Here is a 19,096-nt window from a genome sequence, read left to right as displayed (position 1 = left end):
TGTCGGGGCGGGCCGGGGGGGTCGGCCGCGCCGGCGCCGCCAACAATAAAAAAAACACAATAGGTATTAACAAAACCCTACAAATATCAGCGACGAAAGTATGCACGCCCGGGCGGGCTCTTGTCAATCTTATAAATTGCCGCGCGCAGTGCCCACTATGCTACAGCATCGCCCCCGCCGTTGGTAAAAGTGTCACTTAACGTGCGCTTAAAAAACCGCCGGCTAGTGGGCGTTTTCGCGCTTGAGCACCACCTGCACCGTCTTGAGGATGATCCACAGGTCCAGCCACAGCGACCACTTGCGCAGGTAGTCGAGGTCGAAGTGCACCCGCGCCTCCATCTTGTCGAGCGTCTCGGTCTCGCCGCGCAGGCCGTTGACCTGGGCCCAGCCGGTGATGCCGGGCTTGACCTTGTGGCGCAGCATATAGCCCTTGATCAGCTTGCGGTACTGCTCGTTGTGGGCCACCGCGTGCGGCCGCGGCCCGACGATGCTCATGCGGCCCTGCAGCACGTTGATAAACTGCGGCAACTCGTCGAGCGAGCTGCGGCGCAGGAAGGCGCCCACCCGGGTCACCCGCCGGTCGTTCTGGGTGGCCTGCACCACGGTCGGGCCGTCGTCGGTCACGGTCATCGAGCGGAACTTGTAGACGATGATCTCCTCGCCGTACAGGCCGTAGCGGCGCTGGCGGAAGATCACCGGCCCGGGCGAGCTGAGCTTGACGGCCAGCGCGATCACCAGCATCACCGGCAGCAGCAGGATCTGGATCAGGCCACCGAGCACGATGTCGCTGACCCGCTTGATCACGCTGTTGACGCCGGTGAACGGCGACTCGCAGATGGCGATCACCGGCATGCCGCCGACGTTGTCGAAGCGCGCCTGCATCAGGTCGAACACATAAATATCCGGCAGGAAATACACCGAGGCGGTGGTGTCCTGCAGTTCGTCGAGCAGCTTGCGCACGCGCGGCTGCGCCGAGATCGGCTGGCTGATGAAGATCATCTTGGTGTTGTTGGCCCGCACATAGGCGGCGATGTCGCTCATCCGGCCCAGCACCGGCTCGCGCGCGCCGGACGGGAAGCGGTCCTCCACGCGGTCGTCGAAAAAGCCCACCACCTGCATGAACAGGTTCGGGTGGCGCTTGCAGACGCCGGCGAACTTCAGGCCGACCTCGTTGACGCCGACGATCACCACCGAGCGCATCTCGTTGCCGCTGTTGCGCCCCAGCGACGTCGCGCCCATGGCCAGATGGCTGAGCAGCAGGATCAGCGGCGTGGCCACGAACCAGGCCAGCACCACGTCGTGGTCGACCCGGTGGCTCAGGCCGCTGGCGGCGCCGATCAGCAGCAGCACGCCGACCGTGATCAGCCAGCCCACCACGGTGTCGCGCGCGTAGGCCAGCATGCGCCCGCTGCGCCAGGTGCGGTAGGGGTCGACGTGCTGGTACACCGCCGACGAGATGAAGAAGGCCAGTATCATCAGCACCAGCAGATAGCCGGTGAACGGCGCGCCCTGCGCCATGCACACCAGGTACAGCGCGCCCATGATGATCAGCGGATCGAGCACCCGCTGGAAAAACGAAATGAGGGGGATGTCATTCAACGTCATGGCGGCGGTCAGTATTGGGCATTCAGGTTCAGGCTCACCCCCTGGGCACGATAGTTGCCGTTGTTGATGAAGGCGACGCCGCCGCGCGACTCGCGGAACAGCGACGCGGTCAGCTGCACCTGGCGCCACGGGGTGTAGCTCAGCCCCAGCGAGTTGTAGTGCGAGCGGTCGGACAGGTCGAAGCCGGCGCTGTCGGCCAGCAGGCCCTTGAAGGCGCGCTTTTCGTGGCGGGTCTGGGCGTCGAGCTGCAGCTTGGCGCTCAGCAGCCAGCTGGCGCCGGCGCTGACGCCGGTGTTCAGGCTGTAGCTGACGAGGCCGCTCTCGACCGGCGCGAATTCGCGCCACAGCGACGCGTTGGCGCGCACCGCGCCGCCCAGCAGCGTGTTGCCCGACAGGCGCGCGTTGGCGCCGCTCGAATCGCGCTCGGTCAGGTAGGCGTGCGTGCGGTGCGCCCAGCCGCCGAGGAACTGCAGCTCGGTCACCGGGGTCACGCGCCAGCCCACCTTGAGCTTGAGTTCGCGCTGGCGCGAGTCGTTGTCGATCAGCTGACGGCCCAGCAGGCGCGGCACGTCATAGCTGCTGCGCAGCGAGCGCGCCTGCAGGCCGATGGTGCTGCCGGACGAGGCCAGGTAGTCGACGCCGGTCTCGAACTGGTTGTCGGTGCGGTCGTTGTAGGCCTGGCTGCTCAGGTCATAGACGTAGCGGTTGCGGTTGTAGCCGGCGCGCGCCACCCAGCTCGGATGAAAGCTCCAGTTGCCTTGCGCGTAGGCGCGCTTCTGCGTGCGCAGATTGCGCTCGCTGGTGACCACGTCGGTGTAGGGCGCCAGCACCTCGGAGTAGGCGCCGCCCAGGTTGCCGCTGAGGCGGTTGCCCAGATGCCAGGCCAGGTCGGCCGACAGGTCCTTGCCGTTGTAGTCGAGCTGGGTGAAGTGGCTGAACGTCACCCGGCTGACCTTGGCCTGGGCGGTGAGCACCTCGCGCCCGTAGGCCTGGTTGAAGGACAGCCCGGCCACCAGCTGGCGCGAGGTGTCGGCGCGGGTGTTGTCGTAGCCGGGGCTGTTGTCGGGCAGGCGGAACAGATTATCGTCGTAGGAGTACAGCAGCCCGGCGTAGGGGTGCAGGCCGTCGTCGCTGGCGGCGCGGGCGCCGCCAGCGGCCAGCGCGCACGCGGCCAGCGCCAGCCGCGCCGCCCAGGTCAACACCGGTGCGCGCCCGCGCGGCGGCGCATCATGGGGCACGGGGCGGCTCAGGTCGGGATGCGAGGAACTCAACATGTGATATTTGTCTTCTAGAATTGTTAAAAACAGCTGAGGAAAATACAATATTACCAGTAAGCCCAGCTCCCGGTGCGGATAATCCACACCCCCAGCACGCCGTTGGTCACCGCGTGCGCCGCGATGGCCACCCACAGTTTGCCGGTGCGCATGTACAGCAGGCCGTACACCGCGCCGGCCACCATGCCGGCGAGCCACTGATTGTGCTCAACACCAAATAATATCACGGTGACAATAAAACCACGAAACTTTAGCTGCGCCGGCGCCACGCCGGCGAAGTCCTCGGCGGTCAGCCAGCGCATCAGATAGGAACGCCAGAACAACTCCTCCATCACCGGCACCACCAGCGCGGCGCCGGCCAGCCGCACCAGCATCAGCGGCCACGTCAGCGCGCCGGCGCCGCGCGGGTCGTAGCCGGTCGGCCGGCCCACCACCATCCAGCCGGCGTCCAGGCCGATCCACAGCACGAACACCAGCACGCCGGCGGCGGCCGCCAGCGCGGCCGCCGCCGGCCCCAGCCGCGCGGGCCGCAGCTCCCGGTACTCGGGCCAGTAGCGCAGCAGCAGCAGCGCCACCAGGCCGATCTTGAGCGGGTACAGCCAGCGCAGCTGCCCGGGCGTCAGTCCGGCCCGCGCCAGCAGGTCGGCCACGGCGATGAACACCATATAGGTCAGGAACGGCAGCACGCGCGCGCGCGCGGCGCGGCTAAACACCGGAACTTTTCTGCCGGCGCGGCGGGCGGCGATCGTTTCAGTCCCATGCCAGTCTCCGGAGGGCGCGCCGGCTCAGCCTTTGGCGCGCGCCTCGATCTGTTCCCATTTTTCCAGCGCCGCCAGCAGCTCGCCCTCGATCGCCTCGACGCGGGCCGTCATGCGCTTGGCTTCGGCCGGATTCTGCCTGTAAATATCCGGTGCGGCAAGCGCGATCGCCAGCGTCGATTGCTCGTCCTCCAGCGCGGCGATGAGCGCCGGCAGCTCCTCCAGTTCGCGCTGCTCCTTGTAGCTGAGCTTTGCCCTGGGCGCGGGCGCCGGCGCCGCGGCCGCGCTCTTTCGCGGGCGCCCGCCGCGCGCCGCGGCGCCGGCGCTGGCCCGACCTGCTCCCAGTCGCTGTAGCCGCCGATTTCCTGCGCCACCGGCCCTGCCCTCGGCCACCACCACCTGGGTCACCACGTTGTCGAGGAAGCGTGCGGTCGTGGCTGACGAGAAACACGGTGCCGGTGTAGTCCTCCAACAAACTCCTCCAGCAGCTCCAGCGTGTCGATGTCCAGGTCGTTGGTCGGCCGTCCAGCACCAGGCAGTTGGCCGGCTTGGCGAACAGGCGCGCCAGCAGCAGGCGGTTGCGTTCGCCGCCGGACAGCGACTTGACTGGCGAGCGGGCCTGTTCCGGCGCGAACAGGAAATCGTTCAGGTAGCTCATCACGTGCTTGCGGGCGCCGTTGATCTCGACCCAGTCGCTGCCCGGGCGATGGTCTCCATCAGGTTGGCCTCCTCGTTGAGCTGGGGCCCGCATCTGGTCGAAGTACGCCACCTGCAGCTTGGTGCCCAGGCGGGCGCTGCCGCCGTCGGGCGCCAGCTCGCCGAGTATCATCTTGAGCAGGGTGGTCTTGCTGGCGCCGTTGGCGGATCAGCCGACCTTGTCGCCGCGCAGGATGGTGCCGCTGAAGTCGCTGATCACCTAGTGCCGAAGCGCTTGGACGTTTTCCAGGTCGGCGACGATCTTGCCGGAGCGTTCGCCGGCGCTCACCTCCAGCCGCACCTGGCCCTGCTGGTCGCGGCGCGCGGCGCGCTGCAGGCGCAGCGCCTCCAGCCGGCGCACCTGGCCCTCGTCGCGCACCCGGCGCGCCTTGACGCCTTGGCGTATCCAGACCTCCTCCTGGGCCAGAACTTGTCGAACTTGGCCGCCTCCACCTCCTCGACTCTCCAGCCGTTCGCTCTTGCGGGTCTGATAGGGCGCTGAAGTTGCCCGGATAGGACAGCAGGCGGCCGCGGTCGAGCTCGATGATGCGGGTGGCGACATGGTCCAGGAAGCTGCGGTCGTGGGTGATGAACAGCACCGAGCCCTTGAAATCGCGCAGCAGGCCCTCCAGCCACGTGATGGAAGTGAAGTCCAGGTGGGTTGGTCGGCTCGTCGAGCAGCAGCACGTCCGGCGCCGAGACCAGCGCACGGCCAGCGCCACGCGCTTCTGCATGCCGCCCGACAGCGTTCCCATCAGCGACGCCCCGGCCAGGTTCAGCTTTTGCAGCGTGGTGTCCACCTTGTTGGCCAGGCCCCAGCCGTCGGCCGCGTCCAGCTTCGCACCTGCAGTTCGTGCATGCGGGTCCATCAGCGCCTCGTCGTCGCCTTGGCCGAACCCGCCTGGTCAGCCTCGTATTCGGCCAGCATGGCCGTTGCCGCGCCCATGCCGGCGGCGACCACGTCAAACACCGAGGCGGCCGATCGAACGTCGGCTCCTGCTCGACATAGGCGATCTTGAGGTTTTGCTGCATCACCAGCAAGCCGTCGTCGAGCTTGAACCGGCCCGAGATGACCTTCAGCAGCGAGGACTTCTTAAGGTGCCGTTGCGGCCGATCAGGCCGACCCGCTCGCCGGTTTCCAGTGAAAATTCCGCGTGATCGAGCAACGCGATGTGTCCGAACGCAAGTTGCGCCGAAGAAAGAGAGATGACAGCCATAGGAGATAAACCGTGTGCCGCGCCGTTGCGCCAGCGGCACGAGGCGGAAATTGAAAGAAGCCGTATTGTACCGACAAGCACCGCCGCGCGGTTATTTCCATCGCCGGCCGGCGCTGGTCAAGGCCGGGCGATCGGTTAAGATCGGCCATCGTCAGACTTCCCGGCCCCGATGCCGCCTGCCATCCCCCCGCCGCCGCCAGCGCGGCGCCGTCTGCTGGCTGCTGCTGCTGTTGCTGCTGAGCGTGAGCATGGCGACGGTGGCGTTGCGCGCGCTCGGCGACGGCCAGTTCGGCGCCCGCCGGAGCGCGCGCAGCGTGGCCGCGCTGGGCCAGGCCCGCGAGGCGCTGCTGGGCTATGCGCTGACCCATGGGCCGCCGCCCCCCCCGCGCGGCCACCGATGGCCGCGAACATCCGGCCCCTTGCGCCACCGCGTCCGCCTGCAACGGCTTCCTGCCGTGGGTGGCGCTGGGCCTGGCCGGCGCCGACGGCTGGGGGCGGCCGCTGCGCTACAGCGTGACGCCGGCCTACACCGAGGCCAACATCGCCCCCGCCCGGGCGGTGGCCGACAAGCGGGTCAGCCTGCGCGACGGCGACGGCGCGCCGCGCGCGCTGGTCGGCCAGGGACCGTGCTCGCTGGCCAGCCCGTGCAGCCCGGCGGTCATCCTGTCGACCGGCCGCCAGGGGCCGGGCGTCGACGCGCTCGGCATCGCCCAGGCCGGCGACTTCGCCGGCCGCACCGACGAGCTCGCCAATTTCCACGGCGACAGCGACTTCATCCTGCGCAGCCGCAGCGACGACCCGCGCGCGGCGGGCGGCCCCTACGACGACCTGGTGACCTGGGTGCCGCTGCAGCAGCTGTATCTGAAACTGAACGCGGTCGGCGCCTTGCGCTGACGCGGCCACAGACTTTACCGAACCGGGCACCGGTCGGCTATAATCTCGGCCAGCCGGCCAAGCGCCGGCCGCGTCCTCCCCGTAGCACAATGGATAGTGCACATGCCTCCTAAGCGTGGGATACTGGTTCGATTCCAGTCGGGGGGACTCCCCCCCCCTTTTTTCCGCCGGCCCTATGGCACCATCGACTGCACCGCGCTGGTGGCGCTGGCCCATGGCGCGAACGCCCAGTTGGCCGGCACCGTGTAGCTGCTGCGGCTGCTGCGCACATCGGTCATGCGGCAGACGTTGGGCGCGACGGCGGCCGACAGCGACAGCTCGGTCCAGTTGCTGCCCGGTCCGCGCGACTCCAGATCCTTCAGGTGGATATGGTGCAGCGGCGTGCCGGCGTCGGTGATGCCGGCGCCGCCGGCCGCCGCGTCGGCATGGACCGCGCCGCGCACCGTGCTCCAGCCGCTGCCGGCGCTGTTGGTGGCGTCCTGGCGCAGGCGCAGCAGGCTGGTGCCGGACGGCTGGCAGCTATGGTGCACATAGACCGTAAAATCGTTGAAGTCGGACACCGAGTAATCCTGGGTCGGTCCGACCACGGCGCTGGCGGCGGCGCCGCTCAGGCCGGCGGCGGCGGAAAAGTCCAGCGTCGGCGCGCTCGCATACGCCCCCGGGCGGTCGATGCGGATCGACACCAGCACGCCGTTCTCGACGATAAAACTGCCCCTGGCCGGCACCGTCGGCGCGCCACCAACGAAGCCCAGCGGGTACTGGGTGCGGGTGACGCTGCCGCCGCTGCCGGTGGCGCTGATCGCGGTCGCGCTCACGCCCAGCGCGGCGGCGGCCGGGAAGGCGCCGTTCTTGTTGGGATTGGAGCGCAGGAACAGGTTGACGCCCACCGCGGTCTTGATGTCGTTCGACTGCAGCAGGCCCCGGCAATTGCGCAGCACGCCCGTCAGCATGACGCCGCTGGCGCCGCCCTGGCTGCTCAGGTTCAGGGTGCAATTGAGCCAAGGACCGCCGGCGTCGATCGCGTAGACGGTGGCGATGCCGTAGGTGCCCGCCAGCGGCGCGCCGGCGCCGTCGCTTTGCTCAATGTCGAACGTGGTGTTCTGGCACACCGACAGCTCCACCTGCGAACTGACGTCGACCCCCAGCTTCAGGTTGGGGCCGGCGTTGATCGGCGTGCCGTTGATGCGGCCGGCGTAGTTGCTGGCGCGGCCGGCGGCGGCGTTGACCGGCGTCAGGCGAGCGGTGTCGGCATGGATCGAACGGATCCGCACGCGCGAATCGGCCAGGCCACCGATGGCGATCATCGAATTGATCAGCACCAGGTCGAGGTCGATCTGCAGCGCGCGCTCGACGGAGTCGGGGGTGGTGACATCGACGCCCACATACGAGGTGCCGCAATTGCTGATGCGCACGTTGCGCACGTCCAGGCCGGCCGGGGCCCCGCTGGTCGAACCGAACAAGGCCAGGCCGCCGCCCCAGCAACCGCTGATGAAGCCGTTGCATATCTTGGCGTAGGCGTTGTCGCTCTGGTCGAAGCTGCCGATGCCGGACAGGCGGCCGTTGCGCAGGTCGAAACCGTCGACGATGGTGTTGAAGGTATTGTTCGAGGCGATGATGCCGCCGTTCGCATGGCCGACCTGGTAGTCGAGGTTGAAGCCGTCGCCGTCAATCTGGCTGAGCTTGGTGCCGTTGGACCAGCCGTTGAAATGGATCAGGTTGCCGTTGACATTGCTGAACTTGAAATTATTGAACACCGGCGACACGCCGTTGGTGACCACGCCTTCGCCGCAGCTGTTGTTGATGGTGAAGTTGTCGAAATAGCCGCCGCTGCTTTTGACGCGCAGGTCCACCGTCGATTCCCAGCGGTTGTTGGTTTGATTGTTGGCGCGCCCCCCGTCGACACGGGCATTGACGATGGTGATGCCGGCGCCCTGCACCAGCGCGCAGGCGTCGATCAACGGCCCCTTGGTGGCCAGCGTGGCGCCGCCGGCGATGACACCGCCGACGCTCAGATCCACGCCGTAGGTCCCAAACACCGGCCCCTCGAACGTCAGCGTCCTGCTGGGCACGTCGATGGCCGCGATGCGCAGCGCCTGGTTGGTATCGGTCTGCAGGCACGCCTGCAAGATCACCGCGCTGTCGCCCACCTTGGGGCCGATGATGTTGATCGCCATGCCGGCCTGCAAGCCGGTGACGGAGCTCACCGTCACGCTGGTGGCGCCGTCGCCCAGGCTGGCGGTGGTGGTGGTCACCATTTCGCTCGAACGCTGGAGGACGGCGCCACGCATATCGATAGTCTGGCCCTGCTTGGCGCGGAACGCGCCGCCGTAGACCGGGTAAACCGCGCCCGGCTCGAAACTGATGAAGGCGCCGGCCGGCGCCGCGTCGAAGAAGTCGCGCATCATCGCGAAGTCCAGGGCGGGCACGCCCTGGGGCGCGGACAGCGTCAGGGTCTTGGCGGCGGCCGCAGCGGCCACCGTGGCGGTATGCAATGAGGTAACGGTAGATGTCATGGGAATGGTTTTCGGTTGATGTGACTAAAAAGATACTAGTTACCCTGTAAATTTTGCCATAAAAATAATGATTCGAACGGATTATCTATGTCCCGGGGCTATGGTGTTTGCCATGCTGAGGCATTGCATTATGATGATTGATGAACGATTTTTATGTCGTCCTGCTAGCGCCCAGGAACGCGTGCTGGTTGACCGGAAATCGTCTGTTCCTCTACAACCGCCGTCAGGACACGCTATGAAACTCCACACAATTATCGCCGCCGCCACGCTGTCGCTCGCCACCGGACTGGCCACCGCTCAAACCCAATTCCACATCCAGGAGTTGTTCCATGGCGACAAAGTCTTCGACGGCTTGATCACCTTCTCGACGGACTACGCCCATGTCACAAGCATCACCGGCACGCTGAGCTCTCCGCACAGCATACCGTCGATGCTCGACATCACGGGCATCTATCCCGGCTACTACAAGGACTACTCGACGGGCGTGCGCGGTGTCATCGTCATGGGCAGCGGCGGCGACTTCGATGCGGCCTACCGGCTCGACCTGGTCTGGGACTACAACCACGGCGCCGCCATCACGCTGCCGCAGTTCGTCACCCAGACCGATCCGGACAGCGGCGCGGTGTACTACGCCAACAGCATCAACGGCTCGGATGGCGCGCTCAGCTACACCATCAAGGCGGTGCCGGAACCGGCCGCCTACGCCATGCTGCTGGGCGGACTGGCGCTGCTGGCGGCGCGCCGCCGGCTGGCCGCATAAGCTTGCCTTTAAAAAAATATTGTCAACATTGGATGGATCTGGTGCTATTATCCACACAGCATTAAATGTTTTTTTATACAACTTAAGGTCGCCTCCGCGATGCGGGTGAGGGCGCTGATATTTACGGAGAGCGTGCTTAACATGAAGATTTTCAAGATCGTTTCCGCCGCCGCCCTGATGCTGGCGACGGGCTTGGCATCGGCCCAAACCAGTTTCCGCATTCACGAAGAATTCCAGGTCAACATCAAATTCGACGGCGTCGTCACCTTTTCCAGCGATTATTCGCAGCTCATCGCGGTTTCAGGCACGCTGATCGACTATTACGGCAATAGTCAGAAGGTCGACGGTTTTTATCATAACTATATCGATTACGCGCCTGGCGTGCGCGGCGCCGGGCTGATCGAAGGTTCGCCGGACAACTGGGACGCCTACCGCCTCGACCTGACCTGGGACTACAATCACGGCGCCAAAGTAACGCTGCCGCAATTCGTCACGGCCGAGAGTGAACCGGGCGCGGATTTCTGGTATCGCTATTACGCCAACAGCATCAACGGTTCGAATGGTGCGCTGGTCTCCACCATTACGCCGGTGCCGGAGCCGGCCACCTACGGCATGCTGCTGGGCGGCCTCGCCCTGCTGGGACTGGCGCGCCGCCGCAAGGCATAAAGCAACTCAGTCCGGCACCACCGCCGTCACCTCGATCTCCACCCGGGCCCGGTCCTCGACCAGCCCGGCCACCTGCACCGCCGTCATGGCCGGAAAATGCAGGCCGATGATCTCGCGGTAGGCCGCTCCGACCTCCTTGTAGGCGGCGACGTATTCCTTTTTGTCGAGCACATACCACGTCATGCGCACGATGTGCGCGGGCCGCGCGCCGGCCTCGGCCAGCACCTCGACCACGTTTTGCAGCGCCTGGCGCACCTGGCCGGCGAAGTCGTCGGTGTGGAACACGCCCTGCCCGTCCCAGCCGATCATGCCGCTGACGCAGACCAGGCGTCCGCTGGCGGCCACGCCGTTCGAATAGCCACGCGGCCGCGCCCAGCCCGGCGGTTGAAGAAATTCCATCATGCTTCCTTGGTGGTTGCCGCGCGCAGCAGTTCGCGCGCGATGATCAGTTGCTGGACTTCGGTGGCGCCCTCGTAGATGCGCAGCGCGCGGATCTCGCGGTACAGCCGCTCGACCGGCTGTTCGCTGACCACGCCCAGGCCGCCGAACATCTGCAGCGCCGCGTCGATCACCTGCTGCGCCGTTTCGGTGGCCGTCATCTTGGCCATCGCCGCCTCCTTGGTCACGTTGCGGCCCTGGTCGCGCTGCCAGGCGGCGCGGTAGGTCAGCAGCGCGGCGGCGTCGATGCCGGTCGCCATCTGCGCCAGCTTGGCCTGCGTCATCTGGAAATCGGACAGCACCTGGCCGAACATCTTGCGCTGCGTGGCGTGGGCCAGCGCCTCGTCCAGCGCGCGCCGCGCGAAGCCCAGCGCGGCCGCCGCCACCGAGGTGCGGAACACGTCCAGCGTGGACATCGCCACCTTGAAGCCCTGCCCCGCCGCGCCGATGCGCTGCGTGGCCGGAATGCGGCAGTCGCGGAACACCAGGCGCGCCAGCGGATGCGGGGCGATCACCTGGATACGTTCGGCGATCTCGAAGCCCGGCGTATCGGCATCGACGATGAAGGCGCTGATGCCGCGCGCCCCGGGCTGCTCGCCGGTGCGCGCGAACACCACGTAGAAATCGGCGATGCCGCCGTTGGAGATCCAGGTCTTCTCGCCGTTGAGCACATAGTGATCGCCATCCTGCACCGCCGCGCACTGCATGGCGGCGACGTCGGAACCGGCCTGCGGCTCGGACAGCGCGAAGGCGGCGATGGCCTCGCCGCGCGCCACGCGCGGCAGGTAGGCGTCGCGCTGGGCCGCCGTGCCGTGCAGACTGATGGCGCCCGAGCCCAGGCCCTGCATGGCGAAGGCGAAATCGGCCAGGCCGTTGTGGCGCGCCAGCGTTTCGCGGATCAGGCAGATGGCGCGGGTGTCGATGCCCGCACCCTCCGCGCCGGCGATGGCGTGGTGCAGCCAGCCGCCCTCGCCCAGCTGGCGCACCAGCTGGCGGCAGGCCGCATCAACGTCGGCTTCATGCTGCTGGCCGACGTGCCGCGCGGCCCAGGCATCGAGCTCGCGCTCCAACGCGGCATGGCGGGCGTCGAAGAACGGCCATTCGAGATAGGTCTTGTCGCTCATCAGTCGCCTTCGAATTCCGGTTTTTGCTTGGCCACGAAGGCATGGTAGGCGCGATGGAAATCGTTGGTCGCCATGCAGATCGCCTGCGCCTGCGCCTCCGCCTCGATGGCTTCGTCCACGCCCATGTTCCACTCCTGCTGCAGCATTTTCTTGGTCATGCCGTGGGCGAAGGTCGGGCCGTCGGCCAGGCCTTGCGCGAAGGCGCGCGCCGCATCGAGCAGCGCTTCCGGTTCCTGCAGGCTGTTGAAGAATCCCCAGCGCTCGGCCTCCGCGCCGGACATCGAACGGCCCGTGTACAGCAGCTCGGCCGCGCGGCCCTGGCCGATCACGCGCGGCAGCAAGGCGCAGGCGCCCATGTCGCAGCCGGCCAGCCCCACCCGCGTGAACAGGAAGGCGGTCTTGCTGCGCGCCGTGCCGAGGCGGATGTCCGACGCCAGCGCCAGGATCGCGCCGGTGCCGGCGCAGATGCCGTCGACCGCCGCCACGATGGGCTGCGGGCAGGCGCGGATGGCTTTCACCAGGTCGCCCGTCATGCGCGTGAAGGCCAGCAGGCCGGGCATGTCCAACTTGGTCAGCGGGCCGATGATGTCGTGCACGTCACCGCCGGAGCAGAAGTTTTCGCCGGCGCCGGTGATGACGATGGCCTTGACGTCGTCCGCGTAGGCCAGTGCGCGGAACAGGTCGCGCAGCTCGGCGTACGAATCGAAGGTCAGCGGATTTTTACGCTCGGGGCGATTGAGCGTCAGCGTGGCGACGCCACCACCGACTTCAAACAGAAAATGGCTGGCCTGGTAATCGGCCAGCGCGGCGCGGTTGCCGGGCAGTCGCTGCGCTTCGCCGGGAAGATATCGCATGGTGTGGTTCCTTATTTTTCGTCCGAGGCGTTCAGGTGCCGCTTCATCTGCGACAGCAGGTCGATCAGCTGGTTCTTGTCGGCGCCGGACATGTCCTGCAGCAGTTCGGCGATCCAACCTTCGTGTTCGGCGGCCATGGTGGCGAAGGCCTTGCGGCCGGCCGCCGTCAGCTTGACGCTGTAGGCGCGGCCGTCCTTCGGGTCCGGCACGCGCACCACCAGCTTCTCCTGCTCCAGCTGGTCGGTGATGCCGGTGATGTTCCCGCCGGTGACCATCATGCGCTTGGACAGCTCGCCCATGCGCAGGCCTTGCGGGTAGCGCTCCAGCTGCGCCATCAGGTCGAAGCGCGGCAAGGTGATGCCGAAGCTGGCGCGCAGCCGGCTGCGGATTTCGTTTTCGATCTTGACGGTGCAGGACAACATGCGCAGCCACAGCTTGAGCGATTGATGGTGGTCCTGCGTCAGGCGGCTGGCCAGGTCGAGCACCGGCGCCTCACCGTTTTCGATGGGGTTTTGATTGTCGTCGTTCTCTGAAAATGGTGGCATAGCTTCCTCGTGCTTCACATTACTTCGCCGCCGGCGACGGCGACGGATTGTCCATTCATGGCGCCCGCCTCGGGCAGGCAAAGCCAGGCCACGGCGCTGGCGACTTCCTCGCTTTGCACCAGCCGCTTCTGCGGATTGCCGGCGGCCAGTTCGGCGCGCGCTTCGTCCTCGCTGCGGCCGGTCCTGGCGACGATGTTGGCGACCGCCTCGCGCACGATATCGGTTTCGGTGTAGCCGGGGCAGACGGCGTTGACCGTCACGCCCTTGGTGGCCACCTCCAGCGCCAGCGCGCGCGTCAGGCCGACCACGCCGTGCTTGGCGGCGACGTAGGCCGACACGTAGCGATAACCTACCAGCCCCGCCGTCGATGCGACGTTGACGATGCGGCCCCACCCTGCCTCGATCATGCCGGGCAGCGCGGCCTGGGTGCAGTGGAAGGTGCCGGTCAGGTTCACGTCCAGCATGCGCTGCCACAGCGCGGCGTCGGTTTTGCCGAACGGCGCGGGGACCGCCTGGCCGGCGTTGTTGACCAGGATGTCGATGCGGCCGAAGCGCTCGACGGCGCCGGCAAAGCCGCTGCGCACGGATGCCTCGTCGGTCACGTCCAGCACTTGCATGGCGACCGCGCCACCCGAGGGTGCGGCGATGGCGCTCATGGAGTCGACGGCGGCCGCCAGCGCCTGCGCATCGCGCCCCGCCAGCGTGACGCGCGCGCCGCGCAGCAGCAAGGCCCGCGCGCAGGCGGCGCCGATGCCGCGCGCGCCGCCTGTCACCAGTGCGTGCTTGCCCGTCAACGGCAGGTTCGCGGTGGCTGGTTTCGAACCGGGGGCCAGGTAGGCCGCACGGGATTTATTCGTGGTGCTCATCGGCTTAACCTTCCAGCAGTTTGGCCGCGACCTGCTGCGGCGTGAGGCCCGTGTTGGCCGCCGCCAGTTGGCGTTCGCGTTCGAGATTGCGTTCCAGCTGCTGCTTGGCCGGCAGGTACTGCTTGGGCCACGCGGCGCCGGCATAGCCGATCCTGGCCGCCTCCGCCAGCGTCCACGCCGGATTGGCCAGGTGCGGGCGGCCGACCGCGCACAGGTCGGCGCGGCCGGCGGCGATGATGCCGTTGGCATGGTCGGCCTCGAAGATCGAACCGACGGCGATCGCGCCGATGCCGGCCTCGTTGCGGATGCGGTCCGCGAACGGCGTCTGGAACATGCGGCCATAGACCGGCTTTTCCCGCTTGCTGACCTGACCCGACGAGCAGTCGATCATGTCGACGCCGGCGGCCTTGAACAGACGGGCGATCAGCACCGCGTCGTCCGGTGTGATGCCGCCTTCAACCCAGTCGTGCGCGGAGATGCGCACGCTCATCGGCTTGTGTTGCGGCCAGGCGGCGCGCATCGCGGCGAATACGCGCAGCGGATAGCGGCAGCGGTTTTCCAGGCTGCCGCCGTATTCGTCGCCGCGCTGGTTGGTCAGCGGCGAGATGAAGGACGACAGCAGGTAGCCGTGCGCGCAGTGCAGCTCCAGCCAGTCGAAGCCCGCTTCGTCTGCCGCCAGCGTGGCGCGCACAAAGTCGGCTTCGATGCGGTCCATGTCGGCCTGCGTCATGGCGTGGGCGGTCTGCGATATGCCGGCCAGGTACTGCTGCGGCGAGGCGGAAACCAGCGGCCAGTTGCCCTTGTCCAAAGGCTGGTCGATGCCGTCCCACATGGCGCGGGTCGAGCCCTTGGCGCCGGCGTGGCCCAGTTGCAGCGCGATCCTGGCGTCGCTGTGCTGGTGGACGAAATCGACGATGCGCTTCCAGGCTTGCGTGTGCTCCGGCGCGTACATGCCGGGACAGGCCGGCGTGATGCGCGCATCGGCGGACACGCAGGTCATTTCGGCGAACACCATCGCCGCGCCGCCCAACGCACGCGCCCCGAGGTGAGCCAGATGGTAATCGCCGGCGACGCCGTCCACGGCGGAGTATTGCGCCATCGGCGAGACGACGATGCGGTTTTTCAGCACAAGGTCGCGGACCTTGAACGGCGTGAACATCGGCGGCGCGGCCTTTGCCGGCGGCAGGCCGGCCTGCTCGCAAGCGCGGTCGGAGAACCAGCGCTCATAGTCCGCCACGTAGGCCGCATCGCGCAGGCGCAGGTTCTCGTGCGACAGGCGCTGGCTGCGCGTCAGCATCGAGTACGCAAACTGCGGCGCTTCCATCGCCGTGTAGCGCTCGACGTTTTCGAACCACTCCATCGAGTTGCGGGCCGCGCTTTGCAGCTTGATGACCTCCACCGCCCGCACCGATTGATACGCCGCCAGCGCGGTGGCGGCGTCGGCGTGCTGGCCGAAGCATCGCGCCAGTTCGATCGCGTCCTCCAGCGCCAGCTTGGTGCCGGAGCCGATCGAATAATGCGCGGAGTGCGCGGCGTCGCCCATCAGCACCACCGGCACATCGCCATTCCAATGCACCCACTGGCCGCAGACGATGCGCGGGAACTTGATCCACATGCCGGAGCCGCGCAGGTGCGCGGAATTGGACATCAATCCATGGCCGTCCAGCTGCTCCGCGAACAGCTGCTCGCAATACGCGATGGACTGCTCGGCGCTCATCGCCTCCAGCCCCGCCGCGCGCCACACCGATTCCGGCGTCTCGACGATGAAGGTCGAGGTGTCGCCATCGTACTGGTAGATGTGCGCCTGGAACCAGCCGTGCTCCGTCTGTTTGAAGGCGAAGGTGAAGGCGTCGAACTTCTTGCGCGTGCCCAGCCACACGAAGCGGCACTGGCGCGCTTCGATCTGCGGCTGGTAGCTGTCGGCGTAGCGGGTGCGGGTGCGGCTGTTCAAGCCGTCGGAGGCGATCACCAGGTCCGCGCCGTAGCGGGCGGCGATCTCCTGGTCGTCCGCCACCTCGGTCTCGAACACCAGCGACACGCCCAGCTCCTCGCAGCGCTGCTGCAGGATGTTGAGCAGGCGCTTGCGGCCGATGCCGCAGAAACCATGGCCGCCGGATGTGACCTTTTCGCCCTTGAAGAAGACGTCGATATCGTCCCAGTGGTTGAACGACTGCAGGATCGCGCGCGCGGTCGGCTCGTCGGAGTTCATCAGGTTGCCCAGCGTCTGGTCGGAGAACACCACGCCCCAGCCGAAGGTGTCGTAGGGACGATTGCGCTCCACCACCGTGATCTGGTGGGACGGGTCCTGCTTCTTCATCAACAGGCTGAAATACAGGCCGGCGGGGCCGCCGCCTATGCAAACGATATTCATGCGGTTCTCTTTATTCGGTCCGTAGTTTGAAGCGCTGCAGCTTTCCGGTTTCGGTGCGCGGCAGCGCCGTCAGGTAGCGGATGGCGCGCGGATACTTGTACGGCGCGATCTGCCCTTTGACGAACTCCTGCAACTGCGCCGTCATTTCCTCCGACGCCTCGTGGCCCGGCTTGAGCACCACATGCGCCTCGACGATCTGTCCGCGCTCCTCGTCCGCCCGCCCGATCACGCCGCATTCGGCCACTGCGGGATGGCGCAGCAGCGCGTCCTCCACCTCCGGGCCGGCGATGTTGTAGCCGGCCGAGATGATCATGTCGTCGGTGCGCGAGCGATAGTAGAAATAGCCGTCGGCGTCCATCTCGTAGGCGTCGCCGGTGAGGTTCCAGCCATTGAGCACGTAGTCGCGCTGACGCTCGTCGGCCAGGTAGCGGCAGCCGGTCGGCCCCTTCACCGCCAGCCTGCCGATCACGCCCGGCCCGACCGGGTTGCCGTCGTGGTCGAGAATGCAGGCCTGGTAGCCGGGCACCGGCTTGCCGGTGGCGCCGGGCCGTATCTGGTCGCCCGAGGCGGAGATGAAGATGTGCAGCAGCTCCGTCGCGCCTATGCCGTCTATCATCGCCAGCCCGGTGGCCTGGCGCCAGCTCTCGCGCGTGGCCAACGGCAGCGCCTCGCCGGCGGAGACGGACTTGCGCAGGCTGGCGATCTCGTATTTGCCGGCCAGCGGCGCCATTTGCCGGTAGAAGGTCGGCGCGGTGAAGCACACGGTGGCGCGGTATTTGTCGATCGCCTGCAGCAGCGTTTCCGGCGTCAGCTTTTCCAGCAGCACGGCCGTCGCCCCCACCCGCATCGGGAACAGCAGCAGGCCACCGAGGCCGAAGGTAAAGGCCAGCGGCGGCGTGCCGATGAAAATGTCGTCGGACTGCGATCCCAGCACCGAGCGCGGGAAGCAGTCGCAGATCGCCATCACGTCGCGATGGAAATGCATGGTCCCTTTCGGGACGCCGGTGGTGCCGGAGGTGAAGCTGATCAGGCACACGTCGTCGGCCGCCGTGTCCACCGCGTCGAAGCTGGCCGGCTGCCGCGCCATCAGCGCCTCCAGGGCGCCGTCGGCGGCGCCGAACCACAGCGTCTTCGCCTTCACGGCGGCGGGCAGGTCCACCGCTTCCATTTCGGCGCGCAGGCTGTCGGCGCACAGCACGGCGTTGATCTCGGCCTTGGCGGCGATGGTGCCCAGCTCGCGCGCGCGCAGCAGCGGCATGGTGGGCACGGCGATGCAGCCGGCCTTGAGCACCGCCAGGATGCAAGCCGCCATCATCGGATTGTTCGCGCCGCGCAGCAGCACGCGGTTGCCCGCCTCCAGCCCCAGTGGCCCGCGCAGCACATGGGCGATACGGTCGACCTGCTCCTGCACCGAGGCCGTCCAGTTGAGGTGTTCGCCGCGGACGGCGACGTGGCCGGCCGCGCCGCCGGCCAGCGCGCCGTCGAACAGCGCCGCCACGCAATTGAGGCGCGGCGGGTATTGCAGCTCGGGCAGGTCGAAGCGCAGCTCGGGCCACAACGCCGGCGGCGGCAGGTGTTCGCGCGCGAAGCGGTCGGTGTGCGCGCTGTCGTTGCTGGTGACTGAGGTGCTGCTGACTGAGGTGCTGGTCATGGTCGCCCTGAAGTTGGAGGTCGTTCGGTAGCCGCTGCTCACGCAGCAGGTACTTTAAACCTAAACTATATCGGCATCAAGTGCTATCGCTCAGGCGGCGCCGCTCTGCCGTATCAGGCCGGATTGATGGATCACGGCGCGCACCACGTCGGCCAGCACGGCCTGCACCGCCTCGTTGGACAGCTTGCCGGGCGCGAGGCTCTTCAGCACGGCGGCCGCGCCGTCCAGCCCCAATGTGACGCAGCCGGCGTGCAGGCGTTCGATGCGCGCCTGCGCCTCCTGCTGCTGCCCCCTGGCCAGCAGGGCTTCCAGGTCGCCGGTGGCGACGGTCAGCTGGTTCTGGAATCCGCTCAGGTAAACCAGCAGGCGCTCGGCGTTGATGCCCAGCCGGCGCAGGGTGGCGGCGGGATCTTCCGCGTGGTGGTCGTAGCCGCTGGCCGCCTGGTCGAGGAAATTGACCAGGTGGACCCGGACCTGCTCGGCCTGGAACGGCTTGACGATGTAGCCGGCCGCGCCGGCGTTGGTGGCTTCCTGCACGGTGTCCTTGTCGTTGGCCGACGTCACCAGCACGAAGGGCATGGTGTTCAGTTCCGCATGCCCCTTCACGCGCTGGAGCAGCTCCATGCCGGACAGGCGCGGCATGCGCAGGTCGCAGAAGCAGATCGCAGGACGCAAGCCGTCTTCCAGCTGCCGCCAGGCGTCCGCGCCGTCTTCCGCTTCGACGATATCGAATTTGCCGCAGCTGTCGATCAGGTGCATCAACACCATGCGCGAGACGACGTCGTCGTCGACTACCAAAACTTTCATGAGACTCCCTGTGCCCTTAACGACTACTTTAGTGTGACCTCAGTACGGCACTTAGCA

19 protein-coding genes, 1 tRNA gene and 1 pseudogene are annotated in these 19,096 nt (G+C 67.2%); 5 read left to right on the top strand and 16 right to left on the bottom strand.

The features are described 5' to 3' along the window. Positions 1 to 222: 222 nt before the first annotated feature. The 5 genes and pseudogenes from HUX88_RS21940 to HUX88_RS32535 all read right to left on the bottom strand — a co-directional run. Entirely contained in the window at positions 223 to 1,605 is a 1,383-nt protein-coding gene (locus tag HUX88_RS21940; RefSeq protein ID WP_117014676.1) for an undecaprenyl-phosphate glucose phosphotransferase, read from the bottom strand. An 8-nt stretch (positions 1,606 to 1,613) separates the two neighbouring features. Then, complete coding sequence (gene epsL, locus HUX88_RS21935) at positions 1,614 to 2,879, bottom strand: XrtB/PEP-CTERM-associated polysaccharide biosynthesis outer membrane protein EpsL (protein ID WP_147330499.1); 1,266 nt, start codon at positions 2,877 to 2,879, stop codon at positions 1,614 to 1,616. A gap of 50 nt (positions 2,880 to 2,929) precedes the next feature. Beyond that, positions 2,930 to 3,592, bottom strand: a complete 663-nt coding sequence (locus HUX88_RS21930; protein WP_117014678.1) for a CAAX prenyl protease-related protein — start codon at positions 3,590 to 3,592, stop codon at positions 2,930 to 2,932. A gap of 72 nt (positions 3,593 to 3,664) precedes the next feature. Further along, a complete protein-coding gene (locus HUX88_RS33305) occupies positions 3,665 to 4,048 on the bottom strand; it encodes a hypothetical protein (protein WP_373886823.1) in 384 nt (127 codons plus the stop codon). Between the two features lie 172 nt (positions 4,049 to 4,220). Continuing rightward, a pseudogene (locus tag HUX88_RS32535) lies at positions 4,221 to 4,466 on the bottom strand (ABC transporter ATP-binding protein); the annotation flags it as partial. Here HUX88_RS32535 and HUX88_RS32530 point away from each other — a divergent pair. After that, positions 4,414 to 4,557 carry a hypothetical protein gene (locus HUX88_RS32530; protein WP_229219457.1) on the top strand — a complete coding sequence of 48 codons (144 nt, stop codon included), beginning with the start codon at positions 4,414 to 4,416 and terminating at the stop codon, positions 4,555 to 4,557. The pseudogene HUX88_RS32535 and the gene HUX88_RS32530 overlap by 53 nt on opposite strands. On the opposite strand, the gene HUX88_RS32525 is transcribed toward HUX88_RS32530, so the two are convergent. Together HUX88_RS32525 and HUX88_RS32520 are read right to left on the bottom strand one after the other, a co-directional pair. Continuing rightward, entirely contained in the window at positions 4,554 to 4,895 is a 342-nt protein-coding gene (locus HUX88_RS32525) for a hypothetical protein (RefSeq protein ID WP_229219456.1), read from the bottom strand. The two genes, HUX88_RS32530 and HUX88_RS32525, sit on opposite strands and share 4 nt — an antisense overlap. Positions 4,896 to 5,409: 514 nt before the next feature. Beyond that, a complete protein-coding gene (locus tag HUX88_RS32520) occupies positions 5,410 to 5,550 on the bottom strand; it encodes a hypothetical protein (protein WP_229219455.1) in 141 nt (46 codons plus the stop codon). Between the two features lie 366 nt (positions 5,551 to 5,916). Between HUX88_RS32520 and HUX88_RS21920 the strand changes: the two genes are divergently transcribed. Both HUX88_RS21920 and HUX88_RS21915 read left to right on the top strand, forming a co-directional pair. Beyond that, a complete protein-coding gene (locus tag HUX88_RS21920; RefSeq protein WP_176363111.1) occupies positions 5,917 to 6,444 on the top strand; it encodes a hypothetical protein in 528 nt (175 codons plus the stop codon). 75 nt (positions 6,445 to 6,519) lie between these two features. Then, positions 6,520 to 6,591, top strand: a tRNA-Arg gene (locus HUX88_RS21915). A 26-nt stretch (positions 6,592 to 6,617) separates the two neighbouring features. Here HUX88_RS21915 and HUX88_RS21910 read toward each other — a convergent pair. Further along, positions 6,618 to 8,957 carry a hypothetical protein gene (locus HUX88_RS21910; RefSeq protein ID WP_176363110.1) on the bottom strand — a complete coding sequence of 780 codons (2,340 nt, stop codon included), beginning with the start codon at positions 8,955 to 8,957 and terminating at the stop codon, positions 6,618 to 6,620. Positions 8,958 to 9,192: 235 nt separating this feature from the next. Here HUX88_RS21910 and HUX88_RS31890 point away from each other — a divergent pair, with 235 nt between their 5' ends. Together HUX88_RS31890 and HUX88_RS32515 are read left to right on the top strand one after the other, a co-directional pair. Continuing rightward, positions 9,193 to 9,717, top strand: coding sequence for a PEP-CTERM sorting domain-containing protein (locus HUX88_RS31890; protein ID WP_199538810.1), 525 nt, complete (start codon positions 9,193 to 9,195; stop codon positions 9,715 to 9,717). A gap of 105 nt (positions 9,718 to 9,822) precedes the next feature. Further along, entirely contained in the window at positions 9,823 to 10,383 is a 561-nt protein-coding gene (locus HUX88_RS32515) for a PEP-CTERM sorting domain-containing protein (RefSeq protein WP_373886822.1), read from the top strand. Positions 10,384 to 10,389: 6 nt separating this feature from the next. Here the strand turns inward: HUX88_RS32515 and HUX88_RS21895 are convergent, their stop codons facing one another. The 8 genes from HUX88_RS21895 to HUX88_RS21860 form a co-directional block, all read right to left on the bottom strand. Then, a complete protein-coding gene (locus HUX88_RS21895; protein WP_117014682.1) occupies positions 10,390 to 10,782 on the bottom strand; it encodes a RidA family protein in 393 nt (130 codons plus the stop codon). After that, complete coding sequence (locus HUX88_RS21890) at positions 10,782 to 11,945, bottom strand: acyl-CoA dehydrogenase family protein (RefSeq protein ID WP_176363109.1); 1,164 nt, start codon at positions 11,943 to 11,945, stop codon at positions 10,782 to 10,784. Before HUX88_RS21890 ends, HUX88_RS21895 begins: the two co-directional genes overlap by 1 nt. After that, positions 11,945 to 12,799 carry an enoyl-CoA hydratase family protein gene (locus tag HUX88_RS21885; protein ID WP_176363108.1) on the bottom strand — a complete coding sequence of 285 codons (855 nt, stop codon included), beginning with the start codon at positions 12,797 to 12,799 and terminating at the stop codon, positions 11,945 to 11,947. Before HUX88_RS21885 ends, HUX88_RS21890 begins: the two co-directional genes overlap by 1 nt. A gap of 11 nt (positions 12,800 to 12,810) precedes the next feature. Then, a complete protein-coding gene (locus tag HUX88_RS21880) occupies positions 12,811 to 13,344 on the bottom strand; it encodes a MarR family winged helix-turn-helix transcriptional regulator (RefSeq protein ID WP_176363107.1) in 534 nt (177 codons plus the stop codon). Between the two features lie 14 nt (positions 13,345 to 13,358). Continuing rightward, a complete protein-coding gene (locus HUX88_RS21875) occupies positions 13,359 to 14,210 on the bottom strand; it encodes an SDR family NAD(P)-dependent oxidoreductase (RefSeq protein WP_229219454.1) in 852 nt (283 codons plus the stop codon). A gap of 4 nt (positions 14,211 to 14,214) precedes the next feature. Beyond that, positions 14,215 to 16,581 carry a bifunctional salicylyl-CoA 5-hydroxylase/oxidoreductase gene (locus HUX88_RS21870; RefSeq protein WP_176363106.1) on the bottom strand — a complete coding sequence of 789 codons (2,367 nt, stop codon included), beginning with the start codon at positions 16,579 to 16,581 and terminating at the stop codon, positions 14,215 to 14,217. Positions 16,582 to 16,591: 10 nt separating this feature from the next. Next, the gene (locus HUX88_RS21865; RefSeq protein WP_176363105.1) at positions 16,592 to 18,232 is read right to left on the bottom strand and encodes an AMP-binding protein; all 1,641 of its coding nucleotides are present in this window, start codon (positions 18,230 to 18,232) and stop codon (positions 16,592 to 16,594) included. A 90-nt stretch (positions 18,233 to 18,322) separates the two neighbouring features. Beyond that, on the bottom strand, positions 18,323 to 19,039 hold the full coding sequence (locus HUX88_RS21860) for a response regulator (protein ID WP_176363104.1): 717 nt from the start codon (positions 19,037 to 19,039) through the stop codon (positions 18,323 to 18,325). Positions 19,040 to 19,096 lie beyond the last annotated feature (57 nt).

The organism is Duganella sp. BJB1802 (assembly GCF_013369445.1).
In the GTDB taxonomy this organism is placed as follows: Bacteria; Pseudomonadota; Gammaproteobacteria; order Burkholderiales; family Burkholderiaceae_D; genus Rugamonas; species Rugamonas vulcania_A.
Note: the sequence above shows the minus strand (reverse complement) of the source record. Positions and strands in the feature narration are given on the sequence as shown.

Excerpts from the sequence above, each read along its gene's own strand:
- HUX88_RS21940 (WP_117014676.1), bottom strand. The coding sequence starts at position 1,605 with ATGACGTTGAATGACATCCCCCTCATTTCGTTTTTCCAGCGGGTGCTC.
- epsL (WP_147330499.1), bottom strand. The coding sequence starts at position 2,879 with ATGTTGAGTTCCTCGCATCCCGACCTGAGCCGCCCCGTGCCCCATGAT.
- HUX88_RS32525 (WP_229219456.1), bottom strand. The coding sequence starts at position 4,895 with ATGTCGCCACCCGCATCATCGAGCTCGACCGCGGCCGCCTGCTGTCCT.
- HUX88_RS32520 (WP_229219455.1), bottom strand. The coding sequence starts at position 5,550 with ATGGCTGTCATCTCTCTTTCTTCGGCGCAACTTGCGTTCGGACACATC.
- HUX88_RS21920 (WP_176363111.1), top strand. The coding sequence starts at position 5,917 with ATGGGCCGCCGCCCCCCCCGCGCGGCCACCGATGGCCGCGAACATCCG.
- HUX88_RS21910 (WP_176363110.1), bottom strand. The coding sequence starts at position 8,957 with ATGACATCTACCGTTACCTCATTGCATACCGCCACGGTGGCCGCTGCG.
- HUX88_RS31890 (WP_199538810.1), top strand. The coding sequence starts at position 9,193 with ATGAAACTCCACACAATTATCGCCGCCGCCACGCTGTCGCTCGCCACC.
- HUX88_RS21895 (WP_117014682.1), bottom strand. The coding sequence starts at position 10,782 with ATGGAATTTCTTCAACCGCCGGGCTGGGCGCGGCCGCGTGGCTATTCG.
- HUX88_RS21890 (WP_176363109.1), bottom strand. The coding sequence starts at position 11,945 with ATGAGCGACAAGACCTATCTCGAATGGCCGTTCTTCGACGCCCGCCAT.
- HUX88_RS21885 (WP_176363108.1), bottom strand. The coding sequence starts at position 12,799 with ATGCGATATCTTCCCGGCGAAGCGCAGCGACTGCCCGGCAACCGCGCC.
- HUX88_RS21880 (WP_176363107.1), bottom strand. The coding sequence starts at position 13,344 with ATGCCACCATTTTCAGAGAACGACGACAATCAAAACCCCATCGAAAAC.
- HUX88_RS21875 (WP_229219454.1), bottom strand. The coding sequence starts at position 14,210 with ATGAGCACCACGAATAAATCCCGTGCGGCCTACCTGGCCCCCGGTTCG.
- HUX88_RS21870 (WP_176363106.1), bottom strand. The coding sequence starts at position 16,581 with ATGAATATCGTTTGCATAGGCGGCGGCCCCGCCGGCCTGTATTTCAGC.
- HUX88_RS21865 (WP_176363105.1), bottom strand. The coding sequence starts at position 18,232 with ATGACCAGCACCTCAGTCAGCAGCACCTCAGTCACCAGCAACGACAGC.
- HUX88_RS21860 (WP_176363104.1), bottom strand. The coding sequence starts at position 19,039 with ATGAAAGTTTTGGTAGTCGACGACGACGTCGTCTCGCGCATGGTGTTG.